The sequence below is a fragment of the Rhodococcus aerolatus genome (genome assembly GCF_054783215.1).
In genome coordinates, this window is record NZ_BAAGQZ010000038.1 from 12,052 (window position 1) to 32,431 (window position 20,380).

Consider the following 20,380-nt stretch of genomic DNA (forward strand, 5'->3'; position numbering starts at 1 on the left):
CCGGGGTGTGGTGGTCGTCACCGGCACTGTCCCACGGTCGCCCCCGCGGCGCGGGTCGGTCCGGTGGGCACCCGGCCCCGAGTCCTACGGTGGGGGGGTGCGCCACGCCCACGAGGTCGAGGCCGTCCGCGCGGCCGAGGAGTCCGTGATGGCCGGGCTGGCCGACCCCGACGCCCTGATGCGGCGCGCGGCGTGGGGCCTGGCCGGCGTCGTCACCGCCGAGCTGCGCGCCCGCTGCGGCGCGGTGTCGGGCACCCGCGTGGTGCTCCTCGTCGGTGCGGGCGGCAACGGCGGCGACGCGCTGTGGGCCGGGGCGTTCCTGCGGGAGCGCGGGGTGGCCGTCACCGCCGTGCTGCTGGTGCCGGACCGCGCCCACGCCACGGGGCTGGCCGCGCTGCGCCGCGCGGGGGGCCGCACCGTCACCGAGGACGGCGCGGCCGCGGTCGTCCCCGGCGCGGACCTGGTGGTGGACGGGGTCGTGGGCCTCTCGGGCCGCGGGGGCCTGCGCGAGGGCCCGGCCGCGGTCGCGGCGCTCGTCGACGCGCCGGTGGTGGCGGTGGACCTGCCCAGCGGCGTCGACGCGGACAGCGGTGCCGTCGGCGAGCCCGCCCTGCGCGCCGACGTCACCGTCGCCCTCGGCGAGCTGAAGAACGTGCACCTGCTGGCCCCGGTGTGGTGCGGCCGGGTCGAGGTGGTCGACCTGCACCTGCCGCTGGGGCCGTCCCGGGTGACCGCCTGGGACCGGGCCGACGTGGCCGCGGCCTGGCCGGTGCCCGGGCCGGAGGACGACAAGTACTCCCAGGGCGTGGTGGGGGTGGCCGCGGGCTCGGCGACCTACCCGGGCGCGGCCGTGCTCTGCACCGGGGCGGCCACGGCCGCCACCTCCGGGATGGTCCGATACGCCGGCACCGCGAAGGACGCCGTGCTGGCGCACCGCCCCGAGGTCGTCGCCACCGAGCACGTCGAGGACGCCGGCCGGGTGCAGGCGTGGGTGGCCGGGCCGGGGATCGGCACCGACGACGAGGCCCTCGGGCTGGTGCGCCACGTGCTCGGCGCGGGGGTGCCATGCCTGCTCGACGCGGACGCCACCACCGTGCTCGCCCACCACCCCGACCTGCTCGACGGCCACGACCACCCGGTCCTGCTCACCCCGCACGCCGAGGAGTTCGCGCGGCTGACCGGCGCCGAGCCCGGGGACGACCGGCTCACCGCCGTGCGCCGCGCTGCCGACGCCCTGGGCGCGACCGTGCTGCTCAAGGGCCGCGCCACCGTCGTCGCCGAGCCCGGTGGCCGGGCGGTGGTCAACGACGCGGGCTCCTCGTGGTCGTCCACCGCAGGCTCCGGGGACCTGCTCTCGGGCGTGCTCGGCGCGCTGCTCGCCGCCGGGCTCACCCCGCTCGACGCCGCCGCCGCGGGCACCCACGTCCACGCCCTGGCCGCGGCGCTCGCCGCGAGGGGCGCCCCGGTGTCCGCCTCGACCGTGCTGGCCCACCTGCGCCCCGCGGTCCGGCTGGTGCGGACCGGGAGCGCGGCGTGAGCCCCCGGGTCGAGGCGCTGGTCGACCTCGACGCGGTCGCCCACAACACCCGCGTCCTCGTCGAGCACGCCGCCGGGGCCGAGGTGATGGCCGTGGTCAAGGCGGACGGCTACGGCCACGGCGCCACCGCCACCGCGCGGACTGCCCTGGCCGCGGGGGCCACCCGGCTGGGCGTGGCCACCCTCGAGGAGGCGTGCGCGCTGCGTGCCGACGGCATCACCGCCCCGGTGCTGTCCTGGCTGCACCTGCCCGACGAGGACTTCGCCCCCGCCGTCGCCGCGGGCGTCGAGCTGGGCGTGGCCTCGCCGCGGCACCTGGCCGGGGTGCTCGCCGCCACCGAGCGCACCGGCACCCCCGCCACCGTCAGCCTCAAGCTCGACACGGGCCTCAACCGCAACGGGGTCTCCCCGGCCGAGCTCGACGACCTCGTCGCCGCCCTGGCCGCGGCGGTCGCGGCCGACCAGGTGCACCTCGGCGGGCTGTTCAGCCACCTGGCCCGGGCCGACGAGCCCACCCACCCCGTGGTCGACACCCAGGCCGGGCGGCTGCGCGACGGCCTGGCCCGGCTGCGCGCCGCCGGGCTCGAGCCCGACGTGGTCCACCTGGCGAACTCCGCGGCCACCCTGACCCGCCCCGACCTGCGCTTCGACGTCGTCCGGCCCGGCATCGCCGTCTACGGGCTCTCCCCGGTCCCGGACCTCGGCGACCTCGGGCTGCGGCCGGCGATGACGCTGCGCACCCGGGTGGCGCTGGTCAAGGACGTCGCCGCCGGCGAGGGCGTCTCCTACGGCCACGTGTGGCACGCCCCCGCCGACACCCGCGTCGCGCTGCTGCCGGTGGGCTACGCCGACGGGGTGCCCCGGGCGCTGTCGACCCGCTTCGACGTGCTCCTCGGCGGGGTGCGGCGCCCGGTCGTGGGCCGGGTGTGCATGGACCAGTGCGTGGTGGACCTCGGCCCCGACGGCGCCGGGGTGACCGAGGGGGACACCGCCGTGCTGTTCGGCCCCGGCCGCGACGGGGAGCCCACCGCGCAGGACTGGGCGGACACGCTGGGCACCATCCACTACGAGGTCGTCACCGGGGTGCGCGGCCGCGCGGTGCGCACCCACGTCGGGGGCGCCGGGTGAAGCCCTGGCAGCGGCTCGGCCTCGTGGGCGGGGTCGGCGGGGTGGTGGCCGCGGGCGCCGCGGCCGGGGTCGCCGCGGTGCGCCGCCCCGGGGCGTCCCGCGACCCGGTCGACGCGCCGGCCGGGCTGGTCTCGCCCGACCGCACCACGACGGTGGCGGCCGACGACGGCGTGCCGCTCGTGGTGGAGGAGCGGGGCAGCACCGATGCGCCGATGACCGTGGTGCTGGTCCACGGCTTCTGCCTGAGCCAGGAGTCCTGGGTGCTGCAGCGCAGCCACCTCGCCGCGCGCGCGGACCTGCGGGTGGTGTCCTACGACCACCGCGGCCACGGCCGCTCCGGCAGCTCGCCCGCCGCCGCCTGCACCATCGACCAGCTCGCCCGGGACCTGCAGGCCGTCCTGCGCACCGTGGTCCCCACCGGCCCGGTCGTCCTGGTCGGGCACTCGATGGGCGGCATGACGGTCATGGCCCTGGCCCGGCAGCGACCCGACCTGCTCGCCGAGCGCGTCGTCGGGGTGGCGCTGGTGGCCACGGCCGCGGGCGCCGTGGGCGCGCCGCGGCTGGGGCTGAGCACGCGCAACCCGCTGGTCGAGGGGGCCCTGCGGGTCGCCGCCCTGCGGCCGGACCTGCTGCAGCGCGGCCGCGCCCCGGTCGACCGGCTGGTGCGCCCGGTGATCAAGGCCATGAGCTACGGCGACCGGCACACCGACCCCGGGATCGTCGCGTTCTCCGAGCGGATCCTCACCGCGACCCCCGTGCAGACCGTGGTGGACTTCCTGCCCACCCTCCTCGACCACGACGAGCTCGCGGCGCTGCCCGCGCTGGCCGGCCGGCCCGTCGCGGTGGTGTGCGGGGACGCCGACCGGATGACCCCGTTCCGCCTCACCGCGGCCATCGCCGCCGCGCTGCCCTCGGCCGAGCTGGTGCGGGTGCCCGGCGCGGGCCACCTCGTGCAGCTCGAGCGGCCCGAGACGGTCACCGACGCGGTGCTCCACGTCGTCGACCGCGCCCTGGCCCGCCGGGAGCGGCTGGCGCGCGAGGCCGGCGGGGCCCGGGGTGCCTGAGCGCACCCTGCCCACCGAGGCGGACACGGTCGGCCTGGGCCGCGAGCTGGCCCGTGGGCTCGCCGCGGGGGACCTCGTGGTGCTCGACGGCCCGCTGGGGGCGGGCAAGACCCGGCTGGTGCAGGGCATCGGGGCCGGGCTGGGCGTCCTCGGGCGCGTCACCTCGCCCACCTTCGTGCTGGCCCGCGAGCACGCCCCGGGCCCGGGCGGGGTGGGGATGGTCCACGTCGACGCCTACCGGCTCGGCGGGGCGGACCTGCTCGGCGAGCTCGACGGCCTCGACCTCGACACCGACCTCACCCACGCCGTGGTCGTCGTCGAGTGGGGCCACGGCGTGGTGGAGCGCCTCGCCGAGCGGCACCTGCTGGTCGAGCTGCGGCGCGAGCCGGGGACCGACGTGCGCACGGCGCGGTGGTCCTGGCTACCGTCGGGCGCGTGACCCCGGCCGACGCGCGCGAGCTGCTCGACGCCCTCGCCGAGGAGACCGACCGGCTCCGCGACCCGGCCGGCCTGCAGTTCGCCGGCGGCACCAGCGAGGCCACGGCCCGGGCGCGGGAGGCGCTGGCCGCCCAGCTGGCCGACGTCCCGGCCACCCGGTCGCTGCTGACCGCCGCGCTGCCGGGAGCGGCGACCGACGGCGTCGTCGACGACTACGAGGCGGCCGTCGCCGACGCGCTGGACCGCGTCCGCCGCGGGGCGGCGCCGGAGCAGGACCGCGTCACCCGGGCCCCGACCCCGGCCCCGGTGACCCGAGCCCCGGGGGAGCAGGCCCCGGTGACCCGAGCCCCGGGGGAGCAGGCCCCGGCACCGGAGCCCGCCGGCCGGCGTCCGCCCGCGGCCCTGGTCGTGCCGGTCGTCCTCGTCGTCGCGGTGGTGCTGGTGCTGGCCGTGCTCGTCCTCGCGGGCTGAGCGGCCCGCGCGGGTAGCCTCGCCGCTCGTGCTCGTGCTCGCGGTCGACACCGCCACCCCCGCGGTGACCGCCGGTCTCGTCGAGCTCACCGACACCGGCGCCCGGGTGCTCGCGACGCGGGTCACCGTCGACGCCCGCGCTCACGCCGAGGTGCTCACCCCGCAGGTGCTGGCCTGCCTGGCCGAGATCGGGGCCACCCCGGCCGACCTCGAGGCGGTCGTGTGCGGTGACGGCCCCGGGCCCTACACCGGCCTGCGGGTCGGCATGGTCACCGCGGCCGCGCTGGCCGACGCGCTGGGCGTCCCCGTGCACCCGGTGTGCAGCCTGGACGCCGTGGCCGCCGAGGCCGGCCACCCGGGGGAGCTGCTGGTGCTGACCGACGCCCGACGCCGTGAGGTCTACACGGCCCGCTACACCGCGGGGGTGCGCACCGCGGGCCCCGACGTGGTGCGCCCCGCCGACCTCGACCGGCCCGGCGTCGACGCCGTCGCCGGCTGAGCCGAGCACGCGGGCGGGCTGCCGGTGCTGGGCCCCGCCGCGCCCGGCCCCGCCGGCCTGGTCGCCTGCCCCGCCGCCGGGCTGCTCGCCGGGGACGCCCCCGCCCCGCTGGCACCGCGCTACCTGCGCCGGCCCGACGCGGTGCCGCTGGCGGAGCAGGGCCGGTGAGCGCCGCCGTGGTCACCCTCGACCCCCTCACCACCGACGACGCCCGCCGCTGCGCCGAGCTCGAGGCGGAGCTCTTCGCCGGGGACGACCCGTGGAGCGCGCGCGCCTTCCGCGCGGCGGTGCGCGACCGCGACACCCACTACCTCGCCGCGCGCGAGGGCGACGTCCTCGTCGGCTACGCCGGGCTGGCCCTGCTGGGGCCGCGGGCGCACCCCGAGTCCGAGGTCCACACCATCGCCGTCGACCCGGCGTGGCACGGCCGGCGGGTGGGGGCCAGGCTGCTCGACGCGCTGCTCGCGGTGGCCGACGCCCGCGGCGGGCCGGTGTTCCTCGAGGTGCGCACCGACAACGACGCGGCCCTCGGGCTGTACCGCAGCCGCGGGTTCGCCGTGGTCGGGGTGCGGCGCGGCTACTACCGGCCCAGCGGGGCCGACGCGTACACGATGAGCCGGCCGGCGCCGGGGGAGGTGGCGCGGTGAGCGTCGTGCTCGGCATCGAGAGCTCGTGCGACGAGACCGGGGTCGGCGTGGTCCGCTGGGAGCGGGACCGCACCTGCACCCTGCTGGCCGACGAGGTCGCCTCCAGCGTCGACGAGCACGCCCGCTACGGCGGGGTCGTCCCCGAGGTCGCGTCCCGGGCGCACCTGCAGGCGATGGTGCCGACGATGCGTCGGGCGCTGGCCGCGGCGGGGGTGGCCCGGCCCGACGCGGTCGCCGTCACCGTCGGACCCGGGCTGGCGGGGGCGCTGCTGGTCGGCGTGGCCGCGGCCAAGGCCTACGCGGCGGCGTGGGGGGTGCCGCTGCTCGGGGTGAACCACCTCGGCGGGCACGTCGCCGTGGACACCCTGGAGCACGGCCCGATGCCGCCGTGCGTGGCGCTGCTGGTCTCCGGCGGGCACACCCACCTGCTCGCCGTGCGCTCGCTGGGGGAGCCGATCACCGAGCTGGGCAGCACCGTCGACGACGCGGCGGGGGAGGCCTTCGACAAGGTGGCCCGGCTGCTGGGCCTCGGCTACCCCGGCGGGCCCGCGCTGGACGCCGCCGCCCGCACCGGGGACCCGGCCGCCGTGCGGTTCCCCCGCGGCATGACCGGGCCCCGCGACGCCCGGCACGACTTCTCCTTCTCCGGGCTCAAGACCGCGGTCGCCCGGCACGTCGAGGCGGCCGAGCGGGCGGGCGAGGCGGTGTCGGTGCCCGACGTGGCCGCCAGCTTCCAGGAGGCCGTCGCCGACGTGCTGACGATGAAGGCGGTGCGGGCGTGCGCCGACCAGGGCGTCGACACGCTCGTCCTCGGCGGCGGGGCGACGGCGAACTCGCGGATCCGGTCGCTGGCCCAGGAGCGCTGCGCGGCCGCGGGTCTCACCCTGCGGGTGCCGGCGCCCCGGCGGTGCACCGACAACGGGGTGATGATCGCCGCCTACGGCGCGCACCTGCTCGCGGGCGGCGCCCCGGCGTCCTCGCTCGACGTGCGTACCGACCCGGGCCTGCCCGTCGCCACCGGCTACCGCTGAGGCCGCTCCGGGCTGGACCCGTGACCGGTGGCTCCTGCTGCACCCGATCCGCGGCGCCGCGCGGGATCCCGCGTCGGGGACCGGATCCGGTGCAGCACGGGCCGACCCGCGGCCGCGCCGCCCGCGGGCCTAGTGGCTGCCGGCGAGGTGCCCGGAGAGCCGGTCGTGGCGGTCCTGGCTCAGCGCGGTCATCCCCTCGATCGTCACCGTCGCCCCGCGCTGGGCGTACTTCTGGGTGATGGCGTCGAGCGAAGCCACCGTCGAGGCGTCCCACACGTGGGCGTCGGTGAGGTCGACCACCACGACCGACGGGTCCTCGGCGTAGGAGAACGCGTAGACGAGGTCGTTGCTCGAGGCGAAGAACAGGTTGCCGGTCACCCGGTAGACGACCGAGCTGCCGTCCGGGGCGGGCACGCGCTCGACGTCGACCACGTGAGCCACGCGCCGGGCGAAGGCGACCATGGCCACGAGGACGCCGACGCCCACGCCGTAGCTGAGGTTGTCGGTGGCCACGGTGACGGCGACCGTGGAGAGCATCACCAGCGTCTCGCTGCGCGGCATCCGCCGCAGCGTGGTCGGCCGCACGCTGTGCCAGTCGAACGTGCCCACCGCGACCATGATCATCACCCCGGCGAGGGCGGCCATCGGGATGACGGAGACGACGTCGCCCAGGGCCACCACCAGGGTGATGAGGAAGACCCCGGCCAGGAAGGTCGAGAGCCGGGTGCGGGCCCCGTTGCCGACGTTGATCATCGTCTGGCCGATCATGGCGCAGCCGCCCATGCCGCCGAAGAAGCCGGTGACGACGTTGGCCACGCCCTGGCCCCAGGACTCCCGGGTCTTGTCGGAGTGCGTGTCGGTGATGCCGTCGACCAGCTTCGCCGTCATGAGCGACTCGATGAGCCCGACGAGCGCGATCGACAGCGCGTAGGGGGCGATGATCCGCAGCGTCTCCCACGTCATCGGCACGGCGGGGATCCCGAGCACCGGCAGCGCGTCGGGCAGGGCACCCTCGTCGCCCACGGTGGGCACGGAGACGGCGGCCAGCACGGTGAACGCCGTGAGCGCGACGATCGCGACGAGCGGCGCGGGCACCGCCCGGGTCAGCCGCGGCAGCCCGACCATGATGGCCAGCCCCACCACGAGCAGCGCGTAGACCTGCCACGGCACGTCGCGGAGGTAGGGCAGCTGCGAGGCGAGGATGAGGATGGCCAGGGCGTTGACGAACCCGACCATGACGCTGCGCGGCAGGAAGCGCATCAGCCGCGCCACCCCCAACCCGGCGAGCGCGACCTGGACGAGGCCGCCCAGGATGACCGCAGCGAACAGGAACTCCACGCCGTGCTCGCGGGACAGCGGCGCGACGACGAGCGCGATGGCCCCGGTGGCGGCGGAGATCATGGCCGGCCGCCCGCCGGTGAACGAGATGGTCACGGCCATGGTGAAGGCGGCGAAGAGGCCGACCCGGGGGTCCACCCCGGCGATGATGGAGAACGAGATGGCCTCGGGGATGAGGGCCAAGGCGACGACGAGCCCGGCGAGCAGCTCGGTGCGGAAGACCCGCGGCGAGGCCCAGGACGGGCGGCTCGGGCGGGGCAGGGTCAGGGCAGGCAGGGTCACAGGCAGGGGTCCGCTCTCGCGTGGGGGGATCAGGTCGGGTGGATCGCGTCGTGTGGGGAGCCGCACCGTCGGGGCTCGACCGCTCGGGGGAACCGTACTCTGACGTGAGAGGAGAGTCGGCCCGGTGTGAGCCGGTCGACAGCGAGCAGGAGGTGCCGGGAGTGGGCGAGCACGTGCAGATCGGCCAGGTGGCCGAGCGCACCGAGCTGTCGGTGCGCACGGTGCGGCACTACGACGAGGTGGGTCTCATCGTCCCCTCCGCGCGCTCGGCGGGCGGGTTCCGGCTCTACACCTCCGACGACATCGACCGGCTGCTGCTGGTGCGCCGGATGAAGCCGCTGGGCTTCACCCTGGAGGAGATGCGCGAGCTGCTCGACGCCGTTGCGGTGCTCGAGGCCGACGGGGACGGGGACCCGGCCGACGGGGTGGAGCGGGCCCGCGCGGTGGTTGCGGGCTACGACGAGCGCGCCCGGGAACGTGTCGTCGAGCTGCGCCGCACCCTGGCCGCCGCCGAGGAGCTCGCCGACCGCCTCGCCGCGCACGCGCGTCCCGCGGCGACGCCGCCCGCACGCCCCTGAGCACCACCGCCGCCCGCCCCGGTGCCCGCGCCCCGGGCGGGTTCTACGGCTGGCACGTCGTCGGGCTGGCCAGCGTCGCGAGCGTGGCCACCGCCCCCGGGCAGACGGCCGCGGTGTCGGTCTTCCTCGACCCGATGATCCGGGACCTCGGCGTCAGCCGGTCCGCGGTCGCCACCGCCTACCTGGTGGGGACGCTGGCCGGCGCCGCGGCGATGCCGTTCGTCGGCCGGGCGCTCGACCGGTGGGGAGCGCGGCGCACGATGGCCGTCGTCGGCGCCGGGTTCGGCGCGGTGCTGCTCGGCCTGTCCGCCGTCACCGGGGTGCTGGGGCTGACGGCGGGGTTCGTCGGCATCCGGATGGCGGGGCAGGGCGCGCTCGGGCTCGTCGCCTCCACCGTCGCCGCGCTGTGGTTCACCCGGCGCCGGGGCACGGCGATCGGGATCGTCACCGCCACCGGCTCGGCCGGGATCTCGCTGGCCCCCGTGGTGCTCGAGCGGGTGGTCGCCGGCCTCGGCTGGCGCGAGACCTGGGCGGTGGAGGGTCTGCTGGTGTGGGCCGTGGTGCTGCCGGTCGCGCTGCTGGGGCTGCGCGACCGTCCCGCGGACCTCGGCCAGCACCCCGACGGCGTCGTGGCCACCGCGGCCGACACCGCCCGGGACGCGGCCGGCGCCACCCGTGCCCAGGCGCTGCGGACGCCGTTCTTCTGGGTTGTCGTCTCCGGGGTGGCGGTGTCCGGGACGCTCTCCACGGCCGTGGCCTTCCACCAGGTGGCGCTGCTCGGCGAGCGGGGGCTGAGCCCCACCGAGGCGGCCGCGAACTTCCTGCCGCAGACCGTCGCCGGGCTCGCCGCCACCCTCGGGGTGGGCGTCCTCGTCGACCGGTTCTCGCCGCGCTGGCTCACCTCGGCGTCGATGCTCACCCTCGCGGCGGGCCTGCTGTGGGGCACGGTCGTCAGCCCCGGCGTGTCGGCGCTCGGCTACGGGGCCGCGATCGGGGCCGCCGGCGGGGCGATCCGCTCGCTCGAGGCCGCGTCCTTCCCCCGGGTCTTCGGCACCGCGCACATCGGGTCGATCCGGGGTGTCGTCACCGCCGTGAGCGTGGGGTCGACGGCCTTCGGCCCGGTCCTGTTCGCCCTGGTCCGCGAGCGCACGGGGGCCTTCACCGAGGCGCTGCTGTGGACCTCACCGCTGCCGCTGGCCGTCGCGCTCGTCGCCGTGGCGGTGCGACCGCCACCCCGGGACGGCGAGACCTGACCCGCTCTTGCGTGTGTCCGAGAGTTACGCGTAACCTCCGCTAACAGGTACTGGACGGCGAGATCCCCCCGCCGCGACCCGCACCCCACGGAGGCACGAGCGCCATGACGAGCACCCTCGACCCGACCACCGCGCGCGAGCCCGAGGACGTCTCGGCCCGGCTGCTCGGCTCGGCCGCGCAGCTCTCCTACGACCCCGCGACGGAGGTCGACTGGGACGCCCCGCTCGACCCGGCCCACTTCGGGCTCAACCCGCAGTGGAGCACGCTCTTCGGGACCGCGCTGTGGGACGAGATGACCCCCGAGCAGCGCGTCACGCTCACCCGGCACGAGGTCTGCTCGATCATGTCGACCGGCATCTGGTTCGAGATGATCCTGCAGCAGATGGTGCTGCGCGACCAGTACGTGCGCGACGCCGCCAGCTCCGACTTCCGCTTCGCGCTCACCGAGATCGCCGACGAGTGCCGGCACTCGATCATGTTCGCCCGCGCCTGCGACACCATGGGCATCCCGGCGTACCTGCCGCGTCGCACCAGCATCGAGCTCGGCCGCGGCTTCAAGGCCCTGGCCTCGGCCGAGACCGCCTACGGCGGCATCCTCGTCGCCGAGGAGGTCCTCGACGTCATGCAGCGCGACTGGATGCGCGGCGAGGACGTGCTGCCGCTGGTCCGCACGACCAGCCGCATCCACGTCGTCGAGGAGTCCCGGCACATGAGCTTCGCGCGCCAGCAGATGCGCGAGCACGTCGCCGGGAAGAGCCGCGCCCGCCGCGAGCTCAGCGCCACGGTCATCGCCGCGGCCGCCTACTTCATCGTCTCCAACATGGTCAACGAGGGCGTCTACGCCGCCGCGGGCCTCGAGCCGGCGCGGGCGCTCCGCGAGGCGCGCGGCAACGAGCACCACCACGCGATGATGCGGACCTCGAGCCAGCACCTCATGGCCTTCCTCGGCGAGTGCGGCCTGCTCAACGGCCCCGCGCGCGCGGTGTACCGCCGCCTCCACATGCTCTGACATGGCCTTCGTCATCACGCAGTCCTGCTGCAACGACGCCTCCTGCCTGTCGGTGTGCCCGGTCAACTGCATCCACCCGACGCCGGACGAGCCGGACTTCGGCACGACCGACCTGCTGCACGTCGACCCGCGGGCCTGCATCGACTGCGGGGCGTGCGCGGACGCCTGCCCGGTGGACGCGGTGGTCGCCGCGCCGCGGCTGCGGGCCGACCAGGCCGGGTACGCCGCCATCAACGCCGACTACTTCGCCGACCGGCCGCTCACCCCGGCGTGGGACGCGCCGGTGTTCCCACCCGAGTCGGTGCACCGCACCACGGGCCTGCGGGTCGCCGTCGTCGGCACCGGCCCGGCGGCCTGCTACGCCACGCAGTCGCTGGTCCGCACCGCGGGGGCGCGGGTGACGATGCTCGAGCGGCTCGACGTCCCCGGCGGCCTGGCCCGCTTCGGGGTGGCCCCCGACCACACCGCGACCCGTCGCATCGCCGAGCACTTCGACCACGTCCTCACCCACCCGCGGGTGACCCTGCGCCTGGGCGTGGAGGTGGGCCGCGACGTCACCCACGCCGAGCTCGGCCGCGACTTCGACGCCGTCGTCTACGGGGTGGGCGCCGCCGACGAGCGCCGCCTCGGCGTGCCCGGGGAGGACCTGCCCGGCAGCCTCGGCGCGCGCACCCTCGTCGGCTGGTACACCGGGCACCCCGACGTCCCCGCCGACGCCGTCGACCTCACCGGGGTCGAGCGGGTCGTCGTCGTCGGGAACGGCAACGTGGCCCTCGACGCCGCCCGCATGCTCACCGCCGAGCCGGACACCCTGGCCGGCACCGCGATCGCCCCGCACGCGCTGGCCGCGCTGCGGGCCCACCGCGTCCGCGAGGTCGTCGTCGTCGGCCGCCGGGGCCCGGAGCACGCCGCCTTCACCCGGCCCGAGGTGATCGCGCTGCGCCAGGTGCCGGGGCTCGACGTCGTGGTCGCCGACACCCCCGGCGTCGGGGACGCGCTCGACGCCCTCGACGACACCGCCCCCGCGTCCGCGCTGCGGACGGCGGCCCGGGTGGACCCGGACCTGCCCCCGAGCCCGGGCCCGGGGCGGCGCATCGTCCTGCGCTTCGACACCACCCCCACCGCCGTCGGGGGCGGCGACCGCGCCCGCTCGGTCGCGCTGGCGCCCACCGCGGGCGGGCCCTCGACCGAGCTGGCCGCCCAGCTGGTGCTGCGGGCGATCGGCTACCGCGCCGCGCCGGTGCCGGGGCTGCCGTTCGACGACGCGACCGCCACCGTCCCGCACGACCGGGGCCGGGTGCTCGACGCCGACGGGACGCCCGTGCCCGGCGCCTACGTGGTGGGCTGGGTCAAGCGCGGCCCCACCGGCGGCATCGGGGACAACAAGACCTGCGCCGAGGAGACCGTGCGCAGCCTGCTCGACGACGCGGCCCGCCGCGACGGGGCCGCCGCCCCGCGCCGCCGCGCCATCCCGGGCCTGGCCCGGCTGCGCCGCACCTGGTGAGGCCACCCGCTCAGGGCAGCACCAGGCGGGGGTGGCGCGGGTCGTCCTGCGGGCCCACCGAGTAGTAGGTGTCCTGGCTCCACTCGGGCCGCAGCAGGATCACCCGCGCCCGGCGCCGGGCCCAGGCCAGCGCCGTGGCCAGGTCGGCGTCGGCGGGGCCCTGCTCGAGCGGGCCCGTCGCGTCCAGCCAGGTCGGGGAGTAGCCCACGTGGCGCCACCCCGCCCACACGCTGCCGCGCACCCCGAGCGCGGCGGGCAGGTCGTCGACGGCGTCGCGCACCCGCACCGCCGCGGCGACCAGCGGCGCGGGCAGGCCCGAGGTGGCCACGTCGTGCAGCGCGGCCCGCAGCGCAGGCAGGTGCGCGTCGGCCGTCGGACCCGCGATCAGCGCCCCGGAGAGGACCTCGCGCAGCCGTCGCGCCCGCTCCCGGTCGCCCAGCACGGCGAGCGCGTCGGCCAGCGCCTCGGCCCGGTCCTCGACGACCACCCGGCGCGGGTTGGGCCCGTCCACCCGTCTGCTCACCCCCGTCCCGGCGGTTCGTCCCGTGGAACGCCGCCGGAGCGTGTACCAAGATCGGGAACCGCCCCGCGCCCGCGGGCGCGGGCACCGACCGAAATGGGGCCCCCCGTGATCGTCCTCGGCATCATCCTGCTGCTCATCGGCATCTTCGCGAAGATCTCCATCCTGACCACGATCGGCGTCATCGTCCTCGTCGTCGGCATCGTCCTGCTCGTGCTCGGCCAGATGGGCCGCGCCGTCGGGGGCCGGAAGGTCTGGTTCTGACCCAGCCCGCCCGTCCGGCCCGGCAGCCCGCTGCCGGGCCGGAGGTGTCTCCGGGGCCGCGTCGGTCGTGGCGCACCGGGCTCCCGGGGGGAAGGATCACCGGATGGACGTCGTCGAGTACCGACCCGCGCGCGAGGAGTACGGCTGGACGTTCGGCGGTGCCCCGCCGGTGCGCACCGTCAAGCCCGGTGACCTGCTGCAGCTGTGGAGCGACGACGCCTTCGGCGGTGCGCTGACCTCGAGGGACGACCGCTCGGCCGACAAGGTCGACCTCAGCATGGTCAACCCGCAGACGGGCCCGTTCCACGTCGAGGGCGCCGAGCCGGGGGACACCCTGGTGCTGCACGTCGTCGATCTGACCCCGGCGCGGGACTGGGGCGCCAGCGCGGTCATCCCGTTCTTCGGGGGCCTGACCAGCACCGAGCACACCGCCATGCTGCAGGACCCGCTCGCCGACACGACGTGGATCTACCACCTCGACCGGGAGCGGCGGACCGTCGGCTTCGACGCGCACGTCGGGGACTTCCACGTCGAGCTGCCGCTGGAGCCCATGCTCGGCACCATCGGCGTGGCCCCGGCCGGCCGCGAGGTGCGCAGCGCGCTGGTGCCCGACGCCTTCGGCGGCAACATGGACTCCCCGGAGGTCCGTGCCGGCGCCACGGTCTACCTCGGCGTCAACGTCCCGGGCGCGCTGTTCTCCCTCGGCGACGGGCACTTCCGGCAGGGCGAGGGCGAGGCCTGCGGCACCGCGGTCGAGGGCGCCATGCACTCCACCGTGCTGGTCGAGCTGGTCAAGGGCTCGCCGAGCACCCCCGCACCCGCGTGGCCGCGCATCGAGAGCGACACCCACTGGAGCGCCGTGGGCTCCGCGCGGCCGCTCGAGGACGCGTGGCGGATCGCGCAGCGGGAGATGGTGGTGTGGTTCGGCGAGCTCTACGGCCTGCACCGCCTCGACGCCTACCAGCTGCTCAGCCAGATCACCCGCGCCCCGCTGGCCAACGTGGTCGACGCGAACTACAGCTCGGTGGTGCAGGCGCCGAAGGCGCTGCTGCCCGCGGCGAGCGCGTTCGGCGGGGTGCACGCCCACCTCCGCGAGGTCGCGGCCGGACTGGGCCCCATCAGCTACTAGCCCCACCCCCACCTGGAGGAGACCATCGTGGACCTCGGACTGACCGGACTGCGCGCGCTCGTCACCGGCGGGAGCAAGGGCATCGGCCGCGCCGTGGTGGAGACCCTGCTCGCAGAGGGGTCGACGGTGTCCTTCTGCGCCCGCGACGCCGCCGGGGTGCAGGACGCCGCCGCGGCGACCGGGGCCACCGGCACCGCGCTCGACGTCGCCGACGGGGACGCGCTCGCCGCGTGGGTGGCGGCCTCGGCGCAGGCCATGGGCGGGGTCGACGTCGTGGTCAGCAACGTCAGCGCGCTGGCCATCGGCCCCGGGGAGGAGAACTGGCGCCGCAGCTTCGAGGTCGACGTCCTGGCCACTGTGCGTCTCGTCGAGTCCGCCGAGCCGCACCTGCGGCGCAGCGCGTCCGGCGCGCTCGTCACCGTGGCCAGCGTCTCGGGCCGCGAGATCGACTTCGCCTCCGGCTCCTACGGCGCCATGAAGGCCGCGCTCGTGCACTACACGCAGGCGCTGGCGCTGACCTGGGCGCCCGACGGGCTGCGCGCCAACTCGGTCTCCCCGGGCAACACCTACTTCCCCGGCGGGGTGTGGGAGCAGATCGAGCAGGGCGACCCCGCGCTGTGGGAGACCGCGATGGGGCTGAACCCGACCGGTCGGATGGCGACCCCGCAGGAGGTCGCGGCCGCGGTGGCGTTCCTGGCCGCCCCGGTGTCGGGCTTCACCACCGGAACCAACCTCGTCGTCGACGGCGCACTGACCCGCGGCGTGCAGCTCTAGCGCGCCAGCGGGTCCGGGAGCAGCAGCTCCACGTTGCGGTCCGCCGCGGTGCCCAGCCGGCTGGCCTCGTAGTGGATGTCGTTGAAGGCCAGCTCCCGGTACAGCGCGGCCAGGTCGGGCACCGCGGCGGAGGTGTAGCTGCCCGCGTAGGGGCTGTCCGCCTCGAGCAGGGTGCACAGCAGGGAGAGCGTGCCGTCGCCGTTGCGCGCCACCTCGACCACGCGCGCCAGCTGCGGGTAGTCGACGTGCGAGGCGGTGTTGACCTCCCAGAAGCCCTGCGCCGGGGTGTCGCCCGGGTGCGGGGTCACGGTGTTGGTGTGGGTGTGGCCGTTGACCCAGGCGACCACGTTGGGGAAGCGGTGCGCGAGGGCGATCACGTCGTCGCCGAGGCGCTTGCGCTGCAGCGGGTGGCGGGGGTCGGGCAGCGGGTTGGTCATGGTGTCGGCCGTGTGGTGGCTGAGCAGGACGAACAGGGTGTCCTCGGCCGCGTGGGTGACGAGCGCGCCGGTCTCGTCGTGGTACCGCGAGCTGCCGGCGACCAGCTGCGCCTCGATCCAGCGGTACTGGCTCTCGACCATGGAGCCCTCGGCCAGCCCGGCGGGATTCGTGGTGTCCATGCTGATCCCGACGACGCCCGGGGCGATCTCCCAGCGGTAGTACACCTCGCCCGTCGCGGCGGCCGCCTCGGAGAAGCCGTGGCCCACCGGGCCCGCCCCGGTGTTGGCCGGGTCGAGGTGCGCGGCGACGTACTCCGCCGGGGTGAACGGCCGGCGGCGCTCGTCCGGGGTGACCCGCGCGGCGGGGGAGGTGAGGACGCCCAGCAGCTCGGTGACCTCCTGGGGCTCGCCGCGCAGGATCTCCGCCACCCGGCGGACCACCGAGTCCGGGGGTGCACCCTCGATCTTGCGGTCCCCGACGTAGAGGGCGTCCAGGGCGGGCGACCCGGCGGAGAGCAGGCCGACGATCTCGGCGTCGTGGTTGCCGAACACCGTGTACCAGGGCACCTGCAGGCCCGGCGAGGTCTGCGGAGTGATCGCGCGGGCCAGGAAGCCGGGCAGCTGCGGGAAGCCGGCCTGCTTGTACTGGTCCGCCACCGCCCGCTCCGGCTGCCAGTACAGGGTGGAGCCGCTGTCCTGCACGCCCTCGTAGCGGGTGGGGTCCCCGGTGGTGGGCACCACCTCGCCGCCCACCAGCACCGCGAGCAGCCGGTCGAGCTCGGCGCCCTCGTGGTTGTCGGTGTTGTCCCCTGTGGAGACCACGGCGTCGACCGCCCGGCCGGTCCACGGGCCGCCCGCGAGCCCGTTGACCCGCTCGACGAGGGCGATGAGCCCCTGGGCGGTCAGCGTCTCGTGGGGCCGGAACGCGGAGCTGCCGGCGAACGGGTGGGCGTACTCGAAGCGGACCGGGCACTCGGTGTCGGTGACGTGCAGGTCGGTCAGCTGCACCAGCGTGGCCAGGCCCGTCCGGGCGTCGGCCCGGGCGCTCGACGCGGTGCCCCCGCCGACGAGCTCGGTGCGCACGACGGGGACCCAGCCGGGCCCGGCCGTGAGCCGCCGGTACCCCGAGGACCCCGCCGGGGTGGCCACCTGGGCCAGCGTGGTGCCGGTCGTGTCCACCGCCGCAGCGGCGGCCCGGGCCAGCGCCCGGTCCTGCGCCGCGGCGGTGCCGGTGGAACCGAGCAGCAGCAGGGCGCCGGCGCCACCGCCCGCCGCGAGGAAGCCCCGCCGGCTCAGCCGGGGGGTGCTGCGGTCGGGTCGCTGCGTCGCGTCGTCCACGCCCGTGATGGTGGCAGCCCCGGGTGTCCGGTGGGGGACGGCCCGCCGGACCCGGGGTGACCCGCGCGTGACCCGGCGCGGCCCGGCACGCGACGGCGGGGGCGTTGAGCGCCTGGCACTCGCGTGTATAGAGTGCCAGGGACACGGTGATCGTCCCGGCACCCGCGACGACGGGACGGCCGCCGAGCGTCAACGACACCAGCACCACCCATCCCGACGTCCGTCCCGGGTCCCCGGGACCGTCGACCCCTGACAGTGGAGGTCTCATCGTGGCGAGCATCAAGCCGCTCGAGGACAAGATCCTCGTCCAGGCCAACGAGGCGGAGACGACCACCGCCTCCGGCCTGGTCATCCCCGACACGGCCAAGGAGAAGCCCCAGGAGGGCACCGTCGTCGCCGTCGGACCCGGCCGGGTCAACGACAACGGCGACCGCGTCCCGCTCGACGTCGCCGAGGGCGACGTCGTCATCTACAGCAAGTACGGCGGCACCGAGATCAAGTACTCCGGCGAGGAGTACCTGATCCTCTCGGCGCGCGACGTGCTGGCCGTCGTCTCCAAGTAGCACCACCCGCATCCGCCCCGGCGGTCCCGGTCACGACCGGGACCCCGGGGCGGAGTGCGCTGGGCGCCGCGCACGCCGGCCGCCCCGTCCCACCCCGCACGCCCCACCCCAGGGAGCAGGAACACCATGTCCAAGCAGATCGCCTTCAACGAGACCGCACGCCGCGGCCTCGAGCGCGGCGTCGACAAGCTCGCCGACGCCGTCAAGGTCACCCTCGGCCCCCGCGGCCGCCACGTCGTGCTCGCCAAGAGCTTCGGCGGGCCCACCGTCACCAACGACGGCGTCACCATCGCCCGGGAGATCGAGCTCGAGGACCCGTTCGAGAACCTCGGCGCCCAGCTCGCCAAGACCGTCGCCACCAAGACCAACGACGTCGCCGGTGACGGCACCACCACCGCCACCGTCCTGGCGCAGGCCATGGTCCGTGCCGGCATGCGCAACGTCGCCGCCGGGGCCAACCCGATGGCGATGGGCGCCGGCATCACCGCCGCCGCCGACGCGGTCGCCGAGGCCCTCGTCGCCGCGGCCACCCCGGTCGACGGCCAGGCCGGCATCGCCCAGGTCGCCACCGTGTCCTCGCGCGACGAGGAGATCGGCGCGATGGTCGCCGAGGCCATGACCAAGGTCGGCGTCGACGGCGTCGTCACCGTCGAGGAGTCCTCGACGCTGAGCACCGAGCTCGTCGTCACCGAGGGCGTCCAGTTCGACAAGGGCTACGTCTCGCCCTACTTCGTCACCGACACCGAGTCGATGGAGGCCGTCCTCGAGGACGCCTACGTCCTGCTGCACCGGGAGAAGATCTCGGCCCTGGCCGACCTGCTGCCGCTGCTGGAGAAGGTGGCCGAGTCCGGCAAGCCGCTGCTCATCATCGCCGAGGACGTCGAGGGCGAGGCGCTGTCCACCCTCGTGGTCAACGCGATCCGCAAGACCGTCAAGACCTGCGTGGTCAAGGCGCCGTTCTTCGGCGACCGCCGCAAGGCGTTCCTCGAGGACCTCGCCGTGGTCACCAAGGGCCAGGTCATCACCGCCGACGTGGGCCTGAGCCTGCGCGAGGCCGGCCTCGACCTGCTCGGCAGCGCGCGCCGCGTCGTCGTCAGCAAGGACGAGACGGTCATCGTCGAGGGCGGCGGCAGCAAGGCTGACATCGACGGCCGGGCCGCCCAGCTGCGCCGCGAGATCGAGGACACCGACTCCGACTGGGACCGCGAGAAGCTCGAGGAGCGCCTCGCGAAGCTCTCCGGCGGCGTCGCGGTGGTCAAGGTCGGCGCGGCCACCGAGACCTCGCTCAAGGAGCGCAAGCACCGCGTCGAGGACGCGGTCGCCGCGGCCAAGGCCGCGGTGGAGGAGGGCATCGTCGCCGGCGGCGGCTCCGCCCTGGTGCACGCCGCCGCGGCGCTCGAGGGCGACCTCGGCCGCGCGGGCGACGAGGCCACCGGCGTCGCCGTGGTCCGCACCGCGCTGTCGGCCCCGCTGTTCTGGATCGCCACCAACGCGGGCGAGGAGGGCTCGGTCATCATCTCCAAGGTGGCCGACCTGCCGACGGGCCAGGGCTTCAACGCCGCCACGCTGACCTACGGCGACCTGCTGGGCGAGGGCATCATCGACCCGGTCAAGGTCACCCGCTCCGCGGTCATCAACGCGGCCTCCATCGCGCGGATGATCCTGACGACCGAGTCGGCCGTCGTGGACAAGGTCGAGGACGCCGAGGACGACGCCCCCGGTGGCCACGGCCACGGGCACGGCCACTAGTCCCACCCGCACGGACGCCGAGGGCGCCACCCCTGCTCGGGGTGGCGCCCTCGGTGCACGTCGACCCGACGGACGGGCCGGTGGGTCAGATCGCCAGCGTGCGGTTCGCCTTGCGGTAGCTCGCCTCGCGCTCGGACTCGCTCATGCCGCCCCAGATGCCGTAGGGCTCGTGGACGGCGAGAGCGTGCCGGCGGCACTGCTCGAGGACCGGGCAGCGGCCGCACATCTCCTTGGCGCGCGCCTCGCGCTGGGCGCGGGCGGGGCCGCGCTCACCGTCGGGGTGGAAGAAGAACGAGGAGTCCACGCCGCGGCACAGCCCCTCCATCTGCCAGTCCCAGACGTCGGCGTTCGGTCCGGGAAGCCTGCGGGTGTCAGCCATGGTTCGCCCCTTCGGGTCGTGCGGTGGTCGTGCGACGTGGGTCGGCGAGGGTCTGCACCGGCTCGTCCTCGAAAGTACGGTCGTGCACGACAGGCGTCCACGCGACGTTGGCAAGCCGTGACGCACGAGTCGCCGCAGGTCACGGAACGGTAACGGCCATGGCTCTGCCACCATGGTCGGCGTGACTCCGGCGGCGCCCGCGACCCTGCTCAGCGCCGCTTTCGGCGACGACCCCGGGCGTCACCCGCTGCCCCCTGCGTGCCCGGGCCCGGCGCTGTGGCACCGTGCCGTCGCCCTCGGCGGGCAGGGCAGGCACGCCGCCGCCGGCGCCGCGCTGGACCGGCTCGTCGGCTCGGGCGCGGAGCCCGTCCTGGCCTCGCTGGCCACCAGCACGCGCGCGTCCCTGCTGCGCCAGCTCGGCGGGCACGGCGCCGCCCGGGTGCTCGAC

Annotated in this window: 20 protein-coding genes and 2 pseudogenes; 18 read left to right on the forward strand and 4 right to left on the reverse strand. The window is 76.2% G+C overall.

Translation table 11 applies throughout. From position 1 onward, the window contains the following. Window positions 1-97: 97 nt before the first annotated feature. The 8 genes and pseudogenes from ACYVOF_RS14315 to tsaD all read left to right on the forward strand — a co-directional run bounded on the left by ACYVOF_RS14315 (window position 98) and on the right by tsaD (window position 6,814). On the forward strand, window positions 98-1,537 hold the full coding sequence (locus tag ACYVOF_RS14315) for an NAD(P)H-hydrate dehydratase (protein WP_460867569.1): 1,440 nt from the start codon (window positions 98-100) through the stop codon (window positions 1,535-1,537). After that, the gene (gene alr, locus ACYVOF_RS14320; protein WP_460867571.1) at window positions 1,534-2,664 is read left to right on the forward strand and encodes an alanine racemase; all 1,131 of its coding nucleotides are present in this window, start codon (window positions 1,534-1,536) and stop codon (window positions 2,662-2,664) included. Before ACYVOF_RS14315 ends, alr begins: the two co-directional genes overlap by 4 nt. Continuing rightward, complete coding sequence (locus ACYVOF_RS14325; RefSeq protein WP_460867573.1) at window positions 2,661-3,728, forward strand: alpha/beta fold hydrolase; 1,068 nt, start codon at window positions 2,661-2,663, stop codon at window positions 3,726-3,728. Before alr ends, ACYVOF_RS14325 begins: the two co-directional genes overlap by 4 nt. Further along, window positions 3,721-4,167, forward strand: a complete 447-nt coding sequence (gene tsaE, locus ACYVOF_RS14330) for a tRNA (adenosine(37)-N6)-threonylcarbamoyltransferase complex ATPase subunit type 1 TsaE (protein ID WP_460867574.1) — start codon at window positions 3,721-3,723, stop codon at window positions 4,165-4,167. The genes ACYVOF_RS14325 and tsaE overlap by 8 nt, the downstream gene beginning before the upstream one ends. Continuing rightward, window positions 4,164-4,637, forward strand: a complete 474-nt coding sequence (locus ACYVOF_RS14335) for a hypothetical protein (protein ID WP_460867577.1) — start codon at window positions 4,164-4,166, stop codon at window positions 4,635-4,637. The genes tsaE and ACYVOF_RS14335 overlap by 4 nt, the downstream gene beginning before the upstream one ends. Window positions 4,638-4,665: 28 nt before the next feature. After that, window positions 4,666-5,304 (forward strand): annotated as a pseudogene (tsaB, locus tag ACYVOF_RS14340) (tRNA (adenosine(37)-N6)-threonylcarbamoyltransferase complex dimerization subunit type 1 TsaB). Then, window positions 5,301-5,783, forward strand: coding sequence for a ribosomal protein S18-alanine N-acetyltransferase (rimI, locus tag ACYVOF_RS14345; protein ID WP_460867579.1), 483 nt, complete (start codon window positions 5,301-5,303; stop codon window positions 5,781-5,783). The pseudogene tsaB and the gene rimI overlap by 4 nt, the downstream one beginning before the upstream one ends. Next, window positions 5,780-6,814, forward strand: coding sequence for a tRNA (adenosine(37)-N6)-threonylcarbamoyltransferase complex transferase subunit TsaD (gene tsaD / locus ACYVOF_RS14350; RefSeq protein ID WP_460867581.1), 1,035 nt, complete (start codon window positions 5,780-5,782; stop codon window positions 6,812-6,814). The genes rimI and tsaD overlap by 4 nt, the downstream gene beginning before the upstream one ends. Window positions 6,815-6,943: 129 nt before the next feature. Here tsaD and ACYVOF_RS14355 read toward each other — a convergent pair whose 3' ends face one another. Further along, entirely contained in the window at window positions 6,944-8,440 is a 1,497-nt protein-coding gene (locus ACYVOF_RS14355; protein WP_460867604.1) for a SulP family inorganic anion transporter, read from the reverse strand. Window positions 8,441-8,595: 155 nt separating this feature from the next. On the opposite strand from ACYVOF_RS14355, the gene ACYVOF_RS14360 reads away from it, so the two are divergent. The 4 genes from ACYVOF_RS14360 to ACYVOF_RS14375 all read left to right on the forward strand — a co-directional run bounded on the left by ACYVOF_RS14360 (window position 8,596) and on the right by ACYVOF_RS14375 (window position 12,779). After that, window positions 8,596-9,012: a MerR family transcriptional regulator gene (locus ACYVOF_RS14360; RefSeq protein ID WP_460867583.1), complete on the forward strand. Its 417-nt coding sequence runs from the start codon at window positions 8,596-8,598 to the stop codon at window positions 9,010-9,012. A gap of 83 nt (window positions 9,013-9,095) precedes the next feature. Beyond that, on the forward strand, window positions 9,096-10,265 hold the full coding sequence (locus ACYVOF_RS14365) for an MFS transporter (protein WP_460867585.1): 1,170 nt from the start codon (window positions 9,096-9,098) through the stop codon (window positions 10,263-10,265). 104 nt (window positions 10,266-10,369) lie between these two features. Further along, on the forward strand, window positions 10,370-11,275 hold the full coding sequence (locus ACYVOF_RS14370) for an AurF N-oxygenase family protein (RefSeq protein ID WP_460867587.1): 906 nt from the start codon (window positions 10,370-10,372) through the stop codon (window positions 11,273-11,275). Between the two features lies 1 nt (window position 11,276). Further along, a complete protein-coding gene (locus ACYVOF_RS14375; RefSeq protein ID WP_460867588.1) occupies window positions 11,277-12,779 on the forward strand; it encodes an FAD-dependent oxidoreductase in 1,503 nt (500 codons plus the stop codon). A 10-nt stretch (window positions 12,780-12,789) separates the two neighbouring features. Here the strand turns inward: ACYVOF_RS14375 and ACYVOF_RS14380 are convergent, their stop codons facing one another. Further along, a complete protein-coding gene (locus ACYVOF_RS14380) occupies window positions 12,790-13,302 on the reverse strand; it encodes a hypothetical protein (protein ID WP_460867590.1) in 513 nt (170 codons plus the stop codon). A 105-nt stretch (window positions 13,303-13,407) separates the two neighbouring features. Between ACYVOF_RS14380 and ACYVOF_RS14385 the strand changes: the two genes are divergently transcribed. From ACYVOF_RS14385 to ACYVOF_RS14395, 3 genes are all read left to right on the forward strand, one after another. After that, window positions 13,408-13,563 carry a DUF6131 family protein gene (locus ACYVOF_RS14385; protein ID WP_460867592.1) on the forward strand — a complete coding sequence of 52 codons (156 nt, stop codon included), beginning with the start codon at window positions 13,408-13,410 and terminating at the stop codon, window positions 13,561-13,563. A 103-nt stretch (window positions 13,564-13,666) separates the two neighbouring features. Next, window positions 13,667-14,692, forward strand: a complete 1,026-nt coding sequence (locus ACYVOF_RS14390) for an acetamidase/formamidase family protein (protein ID WP_460867594.1) — start codon at window positions 13,667-13,669, stop codon at window positions 14,690-14,692. 27 nt (window positions 14,693-14,719) lie between these two features. Further along, the gene (locus ACYVOF_RS14395) at window positions 14,720-15,466 is read left to right on the forward strand and encodes an SDR family NAD(P)-dependent oxidoreductase (RefSeq protein ID WP_460867595.1); all 747 of its coding nucleotides are present in this window, start codon (window positions 14,720-14,722) and stop codon (window positions 15,464-15,466) included. Here ACYVOF_RS14395 and ACYVOF_RS14400 read toward each other — a convergent pair. Further along, the gene (locus ACYVOF_RS14400) at window positions 15,463-17,241 is read right to left on the reverse strand and encodes a TIGR03767 family metallophosphoesterase (RefSeq protein WP_460867597.1); all 1,779 of its coding nucleotides are present in this window, start codon (window positions 17,239-17,241) and stop codon (window positions 15,463-15,465) included. The genes ACYVOF_RS14395 and ACYVOF_RS14400 overlap by 4 nt on opposite strands. A 266-nt stretch (window positions 17,242-17,507) precedes the next feature. Here ACYVOF_RS14400 and groES point away from each other — a divergent pair, with 266 nt between their 5' ends. Both groES and groL read left to right on the forward strand, forming a co-directional pair. Continuing rightward, complete coding sequence (gene groES, locus ACYVOF_RS14405; RefSeq protein WP_460867606.1) at window positions 17,508-17,804, forward strand: co-chaperone GroES; 297 nt, start codon at window positions 17,508-17,510, stop codon at window positions 17,802-17,804. Window positions 17,805-17,930: 126 nt separating this feature from the next. Beyond that, window positions 17,931-19,553, forward strand: coding sequence for a chaperonin GroEL (groL, locus tag ACYVOF_RS14410; protein WP_460867599.1), 1,623 nt, complete (start codon window positions 17,931-17,933; stop codon window positions 19,551-19,553). 85 nt (window positions 19,554-19,638) lie between these two features. On the opposite strand, the gene ACYVOF_RS14415 is transcribed toward groL, so the two are convergent. Continuing rightward, window positions 19,639-19,932 carry a WhiB family transcriptional regulator gene (locus ACYVOF_RS14415; RefSeq protein ID WP_460867601.1) on the reverse strand — a complete coding sequence of 98 codons (294 nt, stop codon included), beginning with the start codon at window positions 19,930-19,932 and terminating at the stop codon, window positions 19,639-19,641. 172 nt (window positions 19,933-20,104) lie between these two features. Here ACYVOF_RS14415 and ACYVOF_RS14420 point away from each other — a divergent pair. Beyond that, a pseudogene (locus ACYVOF_RS14420) lies at window positions 20,105-20,380 on the forward strand (hypothetical protein); the annotation flags it as partial.